This window comes from Kitasatospora sp. NPDC005748 (assembly GCF_040630735.1).
In the GTDB taxonomy this organism is placed as follows: Bacteria; Actinomycetota; Actinomycetes; order Streptomycetales; family Streptomycetaceae; genus Kitasatospora.
Window position 1 is genome coordinate 129,374 of sequence record NZ_JBEXYD010000015.1, and the last position, 13,716, is coordinate 143,089.

Genomic DNA, 13,716 nt, shown 5'->3' on the forward strand with positions numbered 1-13,716 from the left:
TCTTCCTTCGGGAGTCGGAGCCGGCGCAGGGCCGATGGTCGGTCAGGTGAGCTGCGAGCTGCGGTCGGTGACCGGGCTCATGGCGCGGGCGGCGAGGAGGGCGCTCAGGCCGGCGACGGTGCGCAGGTCGCCCTCGGCGCCGAGGTCCAGCAGCCGGCCGAGGACGGTGGCCTCGCGCTCGCCGGCCACGCCCAGGGCGACGGCCGGCTCGGCCTCGGCCGGGACCCGCAGGTCCACCAGGCGGACCACGACGTCCTCCCGGTGGAAGACGGTGGCGGCCGCGAGCGGGCCGGTCGGGTCGGCGGTGGCCAGGTTGTCGTGCTCGGCGAGCAGGGCGGCCACGGCCGCGCCGTTGCCCGGCTTGACGGGGTAGAGCACGGCGTGCCGGTGCAGCCGGCCGGAGGCCGGGGAGCCGGCGATCGCCTGGTGCTCGGCGGGCAGCGCCGCACGGGCGAAGAAGGCGCGTGCCGCCTGCGGGTCGCCGAGCTGGCGGGCCTCCTCCAGGTACGGGTTGATGGCCTCCTCGACGGCGCGGACCTCGGGCTGCATCGCCACGTGGCGCAGCGCGTCGCCCAGGTTGCCGACCACCTCGACGGCCCGGACCACCCGGTTGCCGTGCATGAAGAGGGAGGTGCGGCGCAGCTGGGTGGTCTCGTCGACCTCGGCCTTGGGGGAGGCGTAGCCGGAGAGGATCCGGGCCACCTCGTGCTCGCTGCCGGGCTTGACGGTGAAGGTCAGGGCGTGCCGGACCACCCCGTCCGGGCCGGGCGCGGCCTGCGGCGGGCCGACGTGCCCGGCCGGCGCGGTGCGCGGCAGGCCGGGCGGCACGTCCACCGGCTTGCGGGTGCCGGTGGCGCCGGCCGCGGAGGTCTCCCGGAGGATGGAGTAGCGCAGCGAGCGGAAGGTGTCGCTGACGCAGCCGTGCATCGGCTTGACCATCTCGCGGTGGGCGGGGCTGTCCACCCACTCCAGGAAGGTCTCCTGGTCCTTCCACTCGCTGGTGATGAGCCACTGCCGCGGGTCGTTGATCGACTGGCAGAGCTGGTCGCTGACGTGGCCGGGGACCGAGGCCACCTGGTGGCGCAGCTTCTCGTACACGTCGAGGAAGCGCTGCTGGGCGCCGTCCTTGATCTCCAGCATCAGCATCACGCGCAGTCGGGTGTGCTGCTCGGAGTGCTGCTCGGCCTGCGGTTCGGACAGAGTCGTCATGATCCACTTTCTTGCTTCGGGCGCTGCCCGCGCCGTGCGCCGGGCGGCTTCCGTCCGGACGGGCCCCGGCGGGGGGAGGGCGGTGCGGTGGCGGTCGGCCCGGGCGGGTGGGGGCCAGGCCTGAGGTCGATCGTGCGCGGACCCCACGAGTGGCGCGAGATATGCGGGCCATCCGGGCGACGAGGCGGCAGAAGGGACCCGCGGCGGGGGATGGAAGAGCGGGGCCGACGTGCGCGCGGGCCCCGCCGAGGGCGACGCCGAGCCCCGTAGCCGGGTCGCGAACCCCCGTACAGGCTGGAGCAATTGATGAATCCGAAGATTGACGACCGGGTGCCGGTCCTGATCGTCGGCGGCTCGCTGGTCGGGCTGTCGGCCTCACTCTTCCTGGGCCGACTGGGTGTCAGACACCTGCTGGTCGAGAAGCACGCCGACACCTCGCGTCACCCGCGTGGCCGAGGCAACAACGTCCGCACGATGGAGCTCTACCGGGGGGCGGGGATCGAGACGGCGATCCGCGAGGCCGCCTCGGTGCTCGCCGCGAACCACGGCATCCTGCAGGCCCCCTCGCTGACCGGCGAGGAGCAGGAGTGGCTGTTCCGGGAGATCGACCCGGGCGGCCGGCTGGCCCGGTTCAGCCCCAGCTCCTGGTGCCTGTGCAGCCAGAACGACCTGGAGCCGGTCCTGCTGAAGGCCGCCCGCGAGCTCGGCGGCGAGCTGCGCTTCGGCACCGAGCTGGTCTCCTTCGAACAGGACGACGAGGGGGTGACGGCGCTGCTGCGCAGCCGGGAGACCGGCGAGGAGCGCACCGTCCGGGCCCAGTACCTGATCGCGGCGGACGGCCCGCGCAGCCCGGCCCGGGAGGCGCTGGGCATCGGCCAGAGCGGCAAGGGCGAGCTGTTCCACAACGTCAGCATCACCTTCCGGGCCAAGCGGCTGGCCGAGGTGGTGGGCGACCGGCACTTCATCGCCTGCTACCTGACCAACCCGGACGCCGACGGCGCGCTGCTGCCGGTGGACAACCACGAGGAGTGGGTCTTCCACGCGCCGTGGCACCCGGAGCACGGCGAGCCGCTGGAGGCGTTCACCGACGAGCGGTGCGTCCGGCACATCCGGGCCGCCGTCGGGGTGCCGGACCTTGAGGTGGAGGTCACCGGCAAGGCCCCCTGGCACGCGGCCGAGCGGGTGGCGATGCGGTACTCCGCCGGGCGGGTCTTCCTGGCCGGGGACTCCGCGCACGAGATGTCGCCGACCGGCGCGTTCGGCTCGAACACCGGCATCCAGGACTCCCACAACCTGGCCTGGAAGCTGGCCGCGGTGCTCTGCGGCTGGGCCGGACCGGGGCTGCTGGAGACGTACGGGCAGGAGCGCCGGCCGGTGGCGGAGGTGACCAGCGAGCGGGCCTCGGCGCGGTCCGCCGAGCACAGCCACCCCGGGTACGCGGTGGTGCCCGGGGTCGGGCGGCAGGCCGGGGTGCTGGCGGTGGCACTCGGCTACCGCTACCCGGTGGGCGCGGTCGCCGGGGCGGACCCGGCCGGGCCGGTGGTGCCGGAGGCGTTCGAGTCCGGCGGCGAACCCGGCAGCCGGGCGCCGCACCAGTGGCTGCTGCGGGCGGGCGTCAAGCTCTCCACCCTCGACCTGTACGAGCAGGCGATGGTGCTGCTGACCGGCCCCGAGGGCACGGCCTGGCACCAGGGCGCCCGCCGGGCGGCCGACCGGCTGGCCGTGCCGCTGGACACCTACCGGATCGGTACCGGGGCGGAGGACGACCTGGCGCCCGAGCCCGGCGCGGACTTCGCCGAGCTGCACGGCCTCCGGCCGGGCGGCGCGGTGCTGGTCCGCCCGGACGGCTTCGTCGCCTGGCGGAGCGAGGACGCGGTGGCGGACCCGGAGGCGGCGGTGGAGGCGGCGCTGCGTACGGCGCTCAAGCTGTAGCCGCGAGCGGGCGGCGAACGCGGGGCGGGCCCGCCGGTGTGTACCGGCGGGCCCGCCCCGTGGTGTCCGACGAAGGGTCAGTGACCGCCGGCGTCGACCACCTCGATGTCCTCGATGTTCTGCTCGATGGCCTCGGCCGGCAGCGCGACCCGGATCGCCCAGAAGTAGACGCCGAGGGCGAAGACGGCGACCACGCCCATGTCCCACCACATCGGGATGTTGCCGCGGCCCTCGCCGAAGCCGCCCTGCCAGGAGATCAGGCCGAGGCCCACCAGGTAGACCGGTAGCCACTGGGCGGCCCGCCAGTCCAGGCGCGGGGCGTTCGGCAGGCCCTTGCGGATCGCGTAGGCGGCGTAGCTGCCGAGCAGCACGTAGCCGAGGACGATCGCGATGCCCAGGCGGGACAGGGTGTGCCAGCCGGCCCAGTAGATGATCAGGCTGGCGACCACGAAGGCCAGCGGCGAGATCACGCCGCCGAGCGGCAGCCGGTACGAGCGCTCACGGGTGGGCAGGCGGCGGCGCAGCGCGCCGAAGGCCAGCGGGGCGCCGGCGTACATCAGCACGCTGGCGGAGGTGATGAAGCCGACCAGCTCCTGCCAGCTCGGGAAGGGCAGGAAGCAGACGACGCCGGTGACGAAGGAGAGGATCAGGCCGAACCACGGCACGCCCCGGCTGTCCAACTGCTCGAACTTCTGCGGCGCGTAGCCGTTCTTGCTCAGGCCGTAGGAGATGCGCGAGGTGGAGGTGGTGTAGATCAGGCCGGTGCCGCCGGGGGAGACGATGGCGTCGAAGTAGAGCACCCAGGCCAGCCAGCCGAGGCCGACCAGGGTGGCGAGGCCGGCGAACGGGCCCTCGATGCCGGGGAAGTCGAGCTTGTCCCAGCCGTTGGCGAAGGAGCTGAGCGGCAGCGCGCCGATGAAGACGACCTGGAGCAGGACGTAGATCAGGGTGCCGATGGCGACCGAGCCGAGCACCGCGCGGGGGATGTCGCGCTTGGGGTTGCGGCTCTCGCCGGAGATCTGGATCGCCTGCTCGAAGCCCAGCAGCGCGAAGATGATGCCGCTGGAGCTGATCGCGGCCAGCACGCCCTTGATGCCGAACGGGGCGAAGCCGTGCGAGGTGAAGTTCGAACCGTGGAAGTTGGTCAGCGCGAGCACGAAGATCGTCAGCAGCGGGACGAAGATCTTCAGCCAGGTGGCGATCGAGTTGGTGTGGGCCAGCACCCGCACACCGAGGAAGTTGACCGCGACGAAAACGCCCATCAGCAGGACGGCGACGATGAAGCCGCTGGTGGTGAGGGTGCCGTTGTCGTTCAGGAAGCTCTTGGCGAACTCCCAGTGCCCCGCGTACCCGATCATGGCCTCGACCTCGATCGGTGCCACGGTCGCGGCCTGCAGCCAGGAGAACCAGCCGAAGGACATGCCCGCCAGACCGCCGAAGGCGTAGTGCGGGTAGCGGGCCGTGCCGCCGGCGACCGGGAAGAGCCCGCCCAGCTCGGCGTGCACCAGGGCGAGCAGGACGATCGCGACGGCGCCGATGCCCCAGGAGACGAGCGCGGCCGGCCCGGCGACCATGACGGCGTTCTTGGCGCCGAACAGCCAGCCGGAGCCGATGATCGAACCCACCGAGGCCCACAGCAGGCCGATCAGGCCGACCTCGCGGCGGAGCGACCGATGGGTGGGTGTCCCGGAATCGGGAGAGGTGCCGGTGCTCGGCGGGGACAGCTGGTTGAGGGATGCCATGCGAAATCTCTCTGTGGTGTGGGAACCCGGCGGACGGAGCGCGGAGAGTTGCCACACAGTAGGCGTATTCATAGGCCTATGCACAGATTTCATTACTGAATGTTTACCTACTTCCCCAGACATTCCCGCTGGTAGGGGGTCCTCTGTTCATGTGTGTGTTACGTGACTCGCCGGTAGGTCCAGCATTTGAGCCGGAATTGAGGTTCCGCACAAGATCCGGCAATGTGGACGGCAAATAGGGTTATAGAAATAGTGGCGGCCGCATAGGGATACCGGGCGGAATCGGTGAGGTGCCCTGTGGCCGGGGTCGTTCGTTCGCTACGGTATGCGCCACCACCGCGGCACAGCGTTGTGTCCGTGCGCTCGAACTCCTCCCGAGGTGCGCGCAGATGAGACTCACCCCCCACGAGCAGGAACGCCTGCTCATCCACGTGGCCGCCGAGGTGGCCCGCGCCCGCCGGGCGCGGGGGCTGCGGCTCAACCACCCCGAGACGGTCGCGCTGATCACCTCGCACGTCCTGGAGGGCGCCCGGGACGGCCGGACCGTCGCCGAGCTGATGGACTCCGGCCGCAAGGTGCTCACCCGGGACGACGTCATGGAGGGGATCGCGGAGATGATCCCGGACGTCCAGGTCGAGGCGACCTTCCCGGACGGGACCAAGCTGGTCACCGTGCACGGGCCGATCCAGTGAGCGGCGAGCGGGCGTTCCCGGGGCAGATCCTCCACGGGGAGGGCGCGATCGGCCTCAACCCCGGTTTGCCGGTCACCCGGCTGACCGTCGTCAACGCCGCCGACCGGCCCGTCCAGGTGGGCTCGCACTACCACTTCGGGGAGGCCAACCCCGGCCTGGACTTCGACCGGTCCACCGCGCGCGGCCTACGGCTGAACATCCCGGCCGGCACCGCCGTCCGCTTCGAACCGGGCATCCCGGTGGAGGTCGAACTCGTCCCGATCGCCGGCCGGCGCGAGGTCCTCGGCCTGCGCGGCGCGGTCGGAGGTGCGCTCGATGACTGACCGCCCCGCCCTCTGGCTGACTCGCGAGCGCTACGCCGACCTGTACGGCCCGACCACCGGCGACCGGATCCGGCTCGGTGACACGAATCTGCTGATCGAGGTCGAGGAGGACCGCGGCCGCGGCGGCGACGAGGTCGTCTTCGGTGGCGGCAAGGTGATCCGGGAGTCGATGGGCCAGGCCCGGACCAGCCGGGCCGAGGGCGCCCCGGACACCGTCATCACCGGCGCCGTGGTGCTCGACCACTGGGGCGTCGTCAAGGCCGACATCGGCATCCGGGACGGCCGGATCACCGCCCTCGGCAAGGCCGGCAACCCCGAGACCATGGACGGTGTCCACCCGGACCTGGTGATCGGACCGGAGACCGAGGTGATCTCCGGCAACGGCCGGATCGTCACCGCCGGCGCCGTGGACGCCCATGTGCACTTCATCTGCCCGCAGTTGGTGGACGAGGCGCTGGCCTCCGGGGTCACCACCCTGGTCGGCGGCGGCACCGGACCGGCCGAGGGCAGCAAGGCGACCACGATCACTCCGGGGGCGTGGCACCTCGGCCGGGTCTTCGCGGCACTGGACGGCCTGCCGGTCAACATCGGCCTGCTCGGCAAGGGCAACACCGTCAACCGGGTCTCGATGCACGACCAGCTGCGGGCCGGCGCGCTCGGGTTCAAGATCCACGAGGACTGGGGCGCCACGCCGGCCGCGATCGACGCCTGCCTCCGGGTCTGCGACGAGACCGGTGCCCAACTGGCCATCCACACCGACACCCTGAACGAGGCCGGCTTCGTCGGCGACACCCTCGCGGCGATCGCCGGCCGGGGCGTCCACGCCTACCACACCGAGGGTGCGGGCGGCGGCCACGCGCCGGACATCATCACCGTGGTGGGCGCCGCGAACGTGCTGCCCAGCTCCACCAACCCGACCAGGCCGCACACCGTCAACACCGTCTCCGAGCACCTCGACATGCTGATGGTCTGTCACCACCTCAGCCCGTACGTGCCGGAGGACCTCGCCTTCGCCGAGTCCCGGATCCGGCCGTCGACCATCGCCGCCGAGGACATCCTGCACGACCTCGGCGCCATCTCCATCATCAGCTCCGACTCCCAGGCCATGGGCCGGATCGGGGAGGTGGTCCTGCGCACCTGGCAGACCGCCCACGTGATGAAGGCCCGGCGCGGCCCGCTCGCCGGCGACGGCCGGGCCGACAACCACCGGGCCCGGCGCTACGTCGCCAAGTACACCATCAACCCGGCCGTCGCCCAGGGTCTGGACGGCGAGATCGGCTCGGTCGAACCGGGCAAGCTCGCCGACCTGGTGCTCTGGTCACCCGCCTTCTTCGGGGTCAAGCCGGACCTCGTGGTCAAGGGCGGCCAGATCGCCTGGGCGCAGATGGGCGACGCCAACGCGTCCATCCCGACGCCCCAGCCGATGCTGCCCCGGCCGATGTTCGGCGCCATCGGGCGCTCGGCGGCGGCCAACTCGCTCAACTTCACCGCGGCGGCGGCGATCGAGGACGGCCTGCCCGAGCGGCTGGCCGAACAGCTGGGGGTCGCCAAGGCGTTCAGCGCGATCCGGAACACCCGGGGGGTCACCAAGGAGCGGATGGTCAACAACAGCGCGCGGCCGGACGTCCGGGTCGAACCCGACACCTTCACCGTCACCATCGACGGGGAACTCGTCACCCCCGAACCGGCCGCCGAACTGCCGCTCGCCCAGCGGTACTTCCTCTTCTGATGGGCCTCGCAGCGCTCCTGCTGCTCGCCGACGGCCGGTTCCCCGCCGGCGGGCACGCCCACTCCGGCGGGGCCGAGGCGGCGGTCCGGTCCGGGCGGGTGCGGGACACCGCGAGCATGACGGCCTTCCTCACCGGGCGGCTGCACACCACCGGTCTGGTATCGGCCGCCCTGGCCGCGGCGGCCGCCGCCGGCCAGGACGCCGGCCGGCTCGACGCGGCCGCCGAGGCCCGCACCGCCTCACCCGCCCTGCGCGCCACCAGCCGCCGGCTCGGCCGACAACTGCTTCGCGCCGCCCGCGCGGCCTGGCCGCACCCCGGACTCGACCGGCTGGCCGCCGAGTTCCCGCGCGGCGCGCACCAGAGCATCGTCCTCGGCACCGCCGCGCTGGCCGCCGGCCTCACCCCCGCTCAGGCCGCGACCGCCGCCGCCCACGAGAGCGTCAACGGCCCGGCCACCGCCTGCGTGCGGCTGCTGGGCCTGGACCCGTACGAGGTCGCGGCCGCGCTGGCCCGGCTCGCCCCCGAACTCGACACCGTGGCCGAGGCCGCCGTCACCGCCGCCCTGTGCGGGGACCCGGACGCGCTGCCCGCCGCCTCCGCGCCGCTGCTCGACGTCTACGCCGAGCAGCACCACTCCTGGAAGGTCCGCCTCTTTGCATCGTGACCACGCCGACCCCGTCGACGCCCCCGCCCGCCACACCTACACCTCCACCGCCACCGGCGGCACCCGCCGGCGCGCCCTGCGGATCGGCCTCGGCGGGCCGGTCGGCTCCGGCAAGACCGCCACCGTCGCCGCGCTCTGCCGCCTGCTGCGCGAGGAGCTGTCGCTGGCCGTCGTCACCAACGACATCTACACCACCGAGGACGCGGAGTTCCTGCTGCGCAACGCCGTCCTGCCGCCCGAGCGGATCACCGCCGTGGAGACCGGCTGCTGCCCGCACACCGCCATCCGCGACGACATCTCCGCCAACCTGGAGGCCGTCGAGGAGCTGGAGGAGGCGGTCGGGCCGCTCGACCTCGTCCTGGTCGAGTCCGGCGGCGACAACCTCACCGCCACCTTCAGCCGGGGCCTGGTCGACCACCAGATCTTCGTCATCGACGTCTCCGGCGGGGACAAGATCCCGCGCAAGGGCGGCCCGGGGATCTCCACCTCGGACCTGCTGGTGATCAACAAGACCGACCTCGCCCCGCTGGTCGGCGCCGACCTCGACGTGATGGCCCGCGACGCCGCCGCCCAGCGCGGCCCCCTGCCCACCGTGTTCTCCGCGCTCACCTCGCCCGACGGCGTGGCACCGGTCGCCGCCTGGGTCCGGGAGCGGCTGGCCGACTGGCGCACCCGGCCGTGACGGCTCCCATGGTGACGGCTCCCAACCTGACGGCTCCGGTGACGACGGCCGCGGCCGGTCCCGTCCCGGCCGACGCGCCCCGGGCCGCGCTGGTGGCCCGGGCCCGGATCCGGGCCGAACCCGACGGGCGGGGCGCGACCGCCCTGCCCGTCCTCTCCGGCGCCGGACCGCTCGCCCCACGGCGCACCCGGGACGCCGACGGCGGAGCCCGGGTGGTGATCGTCGGCTCGATGGCCGCGCCGCTCGGCGGCGACCGGCTGGCACTCGCGGTCGAGGTGGCCGACGGCGCGGCCCTCACCGTGACCAGCGCGGCCGCCACCATCAGCCTGCCCGGCCCCGGCCCCGCCCACTACGACGTCGAACTGACGGTGGGGGAGGGCGCCCGGCTCGACTGGTGCCCCGAGCCGGTGGTCGCCGCCGCCGGCAGCCACCTCCTGCTGCACACCCGGATCACCCTCGCCGCCGGTGCCCGGCTGCGCTACCGCGAGGAGCAGATCCTCGGCCGCCACCACGACTGGGCCCGGGCCGCCGGCCCCGGCCGGCTCACCTCCCGGCTGACCGTGCGCCGGGCCGGCCGGCTCCTGCTGGACCAGCGGACCGACCTCGGCCCCGGCGCTCCCGGCTGGGACGGTCCCGCCGTCCTCGGCGGCCACCGGGCCACCGGCCAGCTGCTCACCGTCGGCCACCCGCCGCCCGCGCCGCCGCGGTGGCCCGAGGCCGGGGACGCCGCTCTGCTCGCCCTGCCCGATCCGGACGCCCGGCTGCTCATCGCCGCGGCCCCCGACGCGCTCGCCCTCCGGCGGGTGCTCGACGGGGGCTGAGCGCCGGGGCGGCCGCCGCGGGGTGGCCCCGCGCGCGGCCGGCCGGGCGCTGATCCGATGCGAATGGTCGGACAAGCCCTAGCCTGGGGCGATGACCGATCGCCGGCCCGGCCGCTACCGCCCGCTCTCCCCGCTGCGCGAGCACCTGCGGGAGTCGTTCTGGTTCGCCCCGCTGGTCACCTGCGTCGCCGCGGTACTGCTCTCCGGGGTGACGGCCTGGCTGGACGAGGCCGTGGTCACCGCCAGCGTCGCCGAGACCGGCTCGGCGGACGAGCTGATGCGGTTCACCGGTGCGGCCAAGAGCGTGGTCTCGACGGTGAGTTCGGCGATGCTCACGTTCATCGGCGTGGTGTTCTCGATCTCGCTGGTCGCCCTGCAGATGGGCGCCAGCCAGTTCTCCCCGCGCGTCCTGCGGCTGTACGTCCGCAGCCGGCTCACCAAGGCCACCTTCTCGGTCTGCCTGGCCACCTTCCTGTTCGCCCTGCTCGTCCAGCTCAGCTACGACGACTCCACCGACCCGGCGAAGGTCACCTCGGTGCCGGTCTTCTCCGGCCTCGGCTCCCTCCTGCTGGTGCTGCTCAGCCTGGCGCTGTTCGTGCTCTACGTGCAGTCCACCATGCGGCTGCTGCGGGTGCCGCACGTCATCGACCGGGTCGCCAACGAGTCGGTGGCGGTGATCCTCCAGTACCGAAGGATGCCGCCCGAGCCGCAGCCGCCGGCCGTCCCGGAGGGGGCGCCCACCCTGCTCCACGAGGGGCGCTCCGGGGTGCTGCGCGACGTCAACATCGGCCGCCTGGTCCGGATCGCCCGCAAGCACGACGTGGTGCTCCATCTGGTGCCCAGGATCGGCGACTTCATCACGCCCGGCACCCCGATCGTCCGGGTGGCCGGGGCCGCCGACCGGCCGCCGCGCCCGCGGGGGATCGCCCTGGCGCTCAACGTCGGCGTCGACCGCACCATGCACCAGGACCTCAGCTTCGGGTTCCGGCAGCTGGTCGACATCGCGATCCGCGCGCTCTCGCCCGCCGTCAACGACCCGACCACCGCCGTGCAGGCGATCGACCGGATCCACCAACTGCTCGGGATGCTGGTGCACGAGAGCTTCGGGGACCTCTGCTTCCGCGACCGGGCCGGCGTCGTCCGGCTGGTCGAACCGGTGCCGGACTGGCAGTCCGTGGTCGACCTCGCGTTCACCGAGATCCGGCTCTGCGGGGCGGGCCATCCGCAGGTGACCCGCCGGCTGGCGGCCGCCCTGGAGGACCTGCTGCTGATCAGCCCCGACCGGCGGCGCTTGCAACTCCTGGAGCAGCGGCGCCTGTTGGACCGTGCCGTGGTCGAACAGCTGCCCGATCCGGAGGTCCGCGCCTTCGCCCTGCTGCCGGACCGGCAGGGCATCGGCTGAGGAGCCCCGGGGCCGGGCCGCCGCCCGACTACCCGGCCGCCACCAGGTCGGAGGGGTCGGTGTTGGCGCCGCAGAGCAGCACCGCGATCCGCTCGCCGGCCACGTCGTCCAGCTCCGTCACCGCGGCGAGCGCGGTGGCCGCCGCGTGCTCGACGGCGATCCGCCGCTCGTCCCAGAGCGCCTGCCGGGCCCGGACGATGGCGTCGTCCGGTACCAGCACGGTGCGGACGCCGTCCTGCCGGGCGGCGTGCACGGCCAGCGCGGTGGCCCGGCGGGCCCCCAGGGAGTCCGCGGCCACCGAGTCCACCGGGACGTCCACCGGGTGGCCGGCCGCGAGGGCCGCGCCCAGGGCCCGGCTCCCCGTCGGCTCCACCGCCACCACCCGGACGCCGTGCTCCCGCGCCGCGGCGGCCACCCCGGCGAACAGTCCGCCGCCGCCCACCGAGACCACCACCGTGTCCAGACCGGGCAGCCGGGCCACGATCTCGTCCAGCACCGTCCCGGCCCCGGCCGCGATCAGCGGGTGGTCGTACGCGTGCGAGGCGAGCGCGCCGCCGTCCGCCGCGAACTCCTCGCAGGCCGCCAGCGCCTCGGCGTACTCGCGGCCCGCCAGCCGCACCTCGGCCCCGTAGGAGCGCAGCCGGGCCACCTTGACCGCGGGCGCGGTCTCCGGCAGGAACACGGTGGCCCGCACGCCGAGTTCGCGGGCCGCCCAGGCGCAGGCCAGGCCGGCGTTCCCGCCGGAGGCGATGGTCACCCCGGCGGCCGGGAGGGTGCCCGCCTCGGTGTGCGCGAGCAGGAAGTTCTGCGCCCCGCGGGCCTTGAAGCTGCCGGTGTGCTGGAGGTACTCCAGGGCCAGCCAGACCCGCCCGCCGTCGTCCCCGGGTGCCACCACCACCGGCCGCACCCGCCCCGCGATCCGCCGCCCGGCCGCCTCGACCTCGCCGTACGTCAGGTGCTCCACGCTGCTGCTCCTCCCGGTCCGGGGGTGGAAGCCGACTTCCACCGCGTCGCCGCCGACGGTACGTCGCGGCGGCCCACCAGCAGAAGATCACGACCGCCCGGCGGGGGCCGCACAGGGGTCGGGTCCGGGCGGCCGCGTAGGCTGACCGCCATGTGTTCCGTGATTCTTCCGCCGCCCGCCCGCTAGCGGGCGCGCTCCACGATTCCCCGCTCGGCGGCGCCGTCGCCACCGGGCCGCTGGATGCCGCCCGCGTCGACCGCGGACGTCACCGGCCCACCATCGTGGAGAACCAACGCATGACCACTCGTTCCGCCGTGCCGCTCCGGCACGGCCTGCTGTCCATCTCGGCCGCCGCCGTCGCCTGGGGCCTGGGCGGCGCCGCCGCCGCGCTGCTGCTGCGGACCACCGGGCTCGGCCCGGTGGCCGTCTGCTTCTGGCGGTTCGCCGTCGCGGCCGGCTGCCTTGCCCTCCTCCCCGCCCGCCGGGGGCGCGCCGGTGCGCGCGGCGCGGCCCTGCTCACCGGGCTCGGGCTGGCGGTGAGCCAGTGCGCCTACTTCGGCTCGGTGCAGTACGCCGGTCTCGGCCTCGGCACCCTGGTCACCATCGGTGCGGGGCCCGTCCTGACCAGTCTCGGCGCCCATCTGCTGCTCGGTGAGCGGCTCACCGCGCGGGCAGCGATCGCGATCGCGGTCGCGCTGGGCGGGCTGGTCCTGCTGGTCGCCGCCCCGGCGGCCGGCCCGCGGCCGGTGCTCGGCGTGGCGCTCGCCGTCCTGGCGGGCGCCGGGCAGAGCGGCCTCACCCTCTGGGCCCGCGGCGGCGGTTCGGCCCGGGCGGACGTCGGTGCCTTCACCACCGGCATGCTCTGCCTGCTGCCCCTGGCCGCGGCCGACGGGGTGCTGCCGACCGCGGGCGGTCCGGCGCTGACGGCGGGCGCGCTGCTCTTCCTGGGGACCGTCCCCACGCTGCTCGCCTACCGCTGGTACTTCACCGGTCTGACGGCCGTCCCCGGGGCGACGGCCGCCGTGCTGGTGCTGCTGGAGCCGGCGACCGCCGCGCTGCTCGCCACCGTCTGCTTCGGCGAGCCGGTGACCCCGGCCCTGCTGGCGGGCTGCGTTCTGCTGCTGGCCGCGATCGCGCTGCTCACCCGCGAGAGCGGCTGACCGCTAGGGCCGCCCGCGCCTCGCCCGGTCGACGGTGGGGCGCGGGCGGCCTTACGGCACCGGCCGCAGCGTCGGCGGAGCAGGTGTCAGGGCGCGCAGCACGAGGTCGACCTGGACCCGCACCGCGCCGGCCCGGAGCAGCGCGGTGGAGACCGCGCGCAACTCCTGGGGGCCGCCGCAGACGAGCCGCAGTTCGAGGTCAGCGCCGCCGGCCAGCGCGAACCCGCTCCGGATGGCCGGGAACTCGGCGGCGAGCCGGTCGAAGTCGAGCGGTACGGGGCCGAAGCCGACCCGGACCAGGGCGCAGAACGGCAGACCGTCGCCGACCACGTCGAGCGGCTCAGGACCGTCATGACCGGCAACCTGCACTGGCACGCCATCAGCGGCCGCTACCG

At 74.3% G+C, this 13,716-nt stretch carries 13 protein-coding genes; 9 read left to right on the forward strand and 4 right to left on the reverse strand.

Features of this window, described 5'->3' with window-relative positions:
- Positions 1 to 42: 42 nt before the first annotated feature.
- Positions 43 to 1,209 (reverse strand): SchA/CurD-like domain-containing protein, encoded by a 1,167-nt coding sequence (locus ABZ495_RS14740; RefSeq protein WP_329490979.1) that lies wholly within the window; start codon positions 1,207 to 1,209, stop codon positions 43 to 45.
- Positions 1,210 to 1,515: 306 nt separating this feature from the next.
- Between ABZ495_RS14740 and ABZ495_RS14745 the strand changes: the two genes are divergently transcribed.
- The gene (locus tag ABZ495_RS14745) at positions 1,516 to 3,141 is read left to right on the forward strand and encodes an FAD-dependent monooxygenase (protein WP_359836036.1); all 1,626 of its coding nucleotides are present in this window, start codon (positions 1,516 to 1,518) and stop codon (positions 3,139 to 3,141) included.
- 77 nt (positions 3,142 to 3,218) lie between these two features.
- Here ABZ495_RS14745 and ABZ495_RS14750 read toward each other — a convergent pair whose 3' ends face one another.
- The gene (locus ABZ495_RS14750) at positions 3,219 to 4,883 is read right to left on the reverse strand and encodes an APC family permease (protein WP_352294313.1); all 1,665 of its coding nucleotides are present in this window, start codon (positions 4,881 to 4,883) and stop codon (positions 3,219 to 3,221) included.
- A gap of 389 nt (positions 4,884 to 5,272) precedes the next feature.
- Here ABZ495_RS14750 and ABZ495_RS14755 point away from each other — a divergent pair, with 389 nt between their 5' ends.
- The 7 genes from ABZ495_RS14755 to ABZ495_RS14785 all read left to right on the forward strand — a co-directional run bounded on the left by ABZ495_RS14755 (position 5,273) and on the right by ABZ495_RS14785 (position 11,197).
- A complete protein-coding gene (locus ABZ495_RS14755; protein WP_329490983.1) occupies positions 5,273 to 5,575 on the forward strand; it encodes an urease subunit gamma in 303 nt (100 codons plus the stop codon).
- Positions 5,572 to 5,898, forward strand: coding sequence for an urease subunit beta (locus tag ABZ495_RS14760; protein WP_329490984.1), 327 nt, complete (start codon positions 5,572 to 5,574; stop codon positions 5,896 to 5,898). The genes ABZ495_RS14755 and ABZ495_RS14760 overlap by 4 nt, the downstream gene beginning before the upstream one ends.
- On the forward strand, positions 5,891 to 7,627 hold the full coding sequence (locus ABZ495_RS14765; RefSeq protein ID WP_359836038.1) for an urease subunit alpha: 1,737 nt from the start codon (positions 5,891 to 5,893) through the stop codon (positions 7,625 to 7,627). The genes ABZ495_RS14760 and ABZ495_RS14765 overlap by 8 nt, the downstream gene beginning before the upstream one ends.
- Positions 7,627 to 8,292, forward strand: a complete 666-nt coding sequence (locus tag ABZ495_RS14770; RefSeq protein WP_359836040.1) for an urease accessory UreF family protein — start codon at positions 7,627 to 7,629, stop codon at positions 8,290 to 8,292. The genes ABZ495_RS14765 and ABZ495_RS14770 overlap by 1 nt, the downstream gene beginning before the upstream one ends.
- Positions 8,282 to 8,974 (forward strand): urease accessory protein UreG, encoded by a 693-nt coding sequence (gene ureG / locus ABZ495_RS14775; RefSeq protein ID WP_359836041.1) that lies wholly within the window; start codon positions 8,282 to 8,284, stop codon positions 8,972 to 8,974. The genes ABZ495_RS14770 and ureG overlap by 11 nt, the downstream gene beginning before the upstream one ends.
- On the forward strand, positions 8,971 to 9,795 hold the full coding sequence (locus ABZ495_RS14780) for an urease accessory protein UreD (RefSeq protein ID WP_359836043.1): 825 nt from the start codon (positions 8,971 to 8,973) through the stop codon (positions 9,793 to 9,795). Before ureG ends, ABZ495_RS14780 begins: the two co-directional genes overlap by 4 nt.
- 91 nt (positions 9,796 to 9,886) lie before the next feature.
- On the forward strand, positions 9,887 to 11,197 hold the full coding sequence (locus ABZ495_RS14785) for a DUF2254 domain-containing protein (RefSeq protein ID WP_359836044.1): 1,311 nt from the start codon (positions 9,887 to 9,889) through the stop codon (positions 11,195 to 11,197).
- Positions 11,198 to 11,225: 28 nt separating this feature from the next.
- On the opposite strand, the gene ABZ495_RS14790 is transcribed toward ABZ495_RS14785, so the two are convergent.
- Positions 11,226 to 12,161 carry a serine/threonine dehydratase gene (locus tag ABZ495_RS14790; RefSeq protein WP_359836046.1) on the reverse strand — a complete coding sequence of 312 codons (936 nt, stop codon included), beginning with the start codon at positions 12,159 to 12,161 and terminating at the stop codon, positions 11,226 to 11,228.
- A gap of 296 nt (positions 12,162 to 12,457) precedes the next feature.
- Here ABZ495_RS14790 and ABZ495_RS14795 point away from each other — a divergent pair, with 296 nt between their 5' ends.
- On the forward strand, positions 12,458 to 13,321 hold the full coding sequence (locus ABZ495_RS14795; RefSeq protein WP_359836048.1) for an EamA family transporter: 864 nt from the start codon (positions 12,458 to 12,460) through the stop codon (positions 13,319 to 13,321).
- Positions 13,322 to 13,372: 51 nt separating this feature from the next.
- Here the strand turns inward: ABZ495_RS14795 and ABZ495_RS14800 are convergent.
- Positions 13,373 to 13,716, reverse strand: a 344-nt coding sequence (locus tag ABZ495_RS14800; RefSeq protein WP_359836049.1) for a hypothetical protein, incomplete at its 5' end; no start/stop codon positions are given.

Excerpts from the sequence above, each read along its gene's own strand:
- ABZ495_RS14745 (WP_359836036.1), top strand. The coding sequence starts at position 1,516 with ATGAATCCGAAGATTGACGACCGGGTGCCGGTCCTGATCGTCGGCGGC.
- ABZ495_RS14795 (WP_359836048.1), top strand. The coding sequence starts at position 12,458 with ATGACCACTCGTTCCGCCGTGCCGCTCCGGCACGGCCTGCTGTCCATC.
- ABZ495_RS14765 (WP_359836038.1), top strand. The coding sequence starts at position 5,891 with ATGACTGACCGCCCCGCCCTCTGGCTGACTCGCGAGCGCTACGCCGAC.
- ABZ495_RS14740 (WP_329490979.1), bottom strand. The coding sequence starts at position 1,209 with ATGACGACTCTGTCCGAACCGCAGGCCGAGCAGCACTCCGAGCAGCAC.
- ABZ495_RS14785 (WP_359836044.1), top strand. The coding sequence starts at position 9,887 with ATGACCGATCGCCGGCCCGGCCGCTACCGCCCGCTCTCCCCGCTGCGC.
- ABZ495_RS14770 (WP_359836040.1), top strand. The coding sequence starts at position 7,627 with ATGGGCCTCGCAGCGCTCCTGCTGCTCGCCGACGGCCGGTTCCCCGCC.
- ABZ495_RS14755 (WP_329490983.1), top strand. The coding sequence starts at position 5,273 with ATGAGACTCACCCCCCACGAGCAGGAACGCCTGCTCATCCACGTGGCC.
- ABZ495_RS14750 (WP_352294313.1), bottom strand. The coding sequence starts at position 4,883 with ATGGCATCCCTCAACCAGCTGTCCCCGCCGAGCACCGGCACCTCTCCC.